1 protein-coding gene is annotated in these 722 nt (G+C 43.9%); it reads right to left on the bottom strand.

Features of this window, described 5'->3' with window-relative positions:
* The coding region (locus AC29Z1_RS11785) for a cytochrome ubiquinol oxidase subunit I (protein WP_488271659.1) at positions 1–717 on the bottom strand (717 nt) is incomplete at its 3' end.
* Between the last annotated feature and the right edge of the window lie 5 nt (positions 718–722).

The following is a 722-nucleotide window of genomic DNA, read 5'->3' as shown; positions in this document are numbered from 1 at the left end:
TGTCTGCGCATGACCGCTACCCAGTAAGAGGAATAAACTGATGGTGGTCCATACAAGCCCTAATTTAAAGGATGCCCGGAAAAAATCCACATGGGTTTTTCGGAGCAAATGGTAGGCACTAATGGACAATACGAAAAAGCCGGCAGTAACCAAACCTGCTAAGACCGTATGTGGAAACTGATAAAAAACATAGGGATTAGTAATAAGTGCAACAAAATCGGTCATCTCAGCGCGGCCGTTACGAATAGCATAACCTACAGGGTTTTGCATAAAAGAGTTGGCTACTAGGATCCAAAAAGAAGAAAGATTGGTAGCCAGTGCGACAATCCAAATACTGGCAGCATGCAGGGCTTTAGGTATGCGATCCCAGCCAAAAATCCAGACTCCAAGAAAAACCGACTCTAAATAAAAAGCAGTCAGTGCCTCAAGCGCCAGTGGAGCCCCAAAGATATCGCCCATAAACCGGGCGTACTCAGACCAGTTCATCCCAAAGTGAAATTCCTGAACAATACCTGTGACCACACCCATAGCAAAATTAATAAGAAATAATTTCCCCCAAAACTTGGCTTGCTGTTTATACATTTCGTTACCGGTGCGGACATAGATAGTTTCCAGAATGGCGATAATCAGCGACAATCCCAGCGTTAATGGCACAAACAGAAAATGATAGACTGACGTTATCCCGAATTGCCACCGGGATAAAATTAATTCTTCCATCCTTC

The organism is Sporomusa sp. (genome assembly GCF_057736855.1).
The sequence above is the reverse complement of the archived record's forward strand: the minus strand, read 5'-3'. Positions and strand labels throughout refer to the sequence as shown.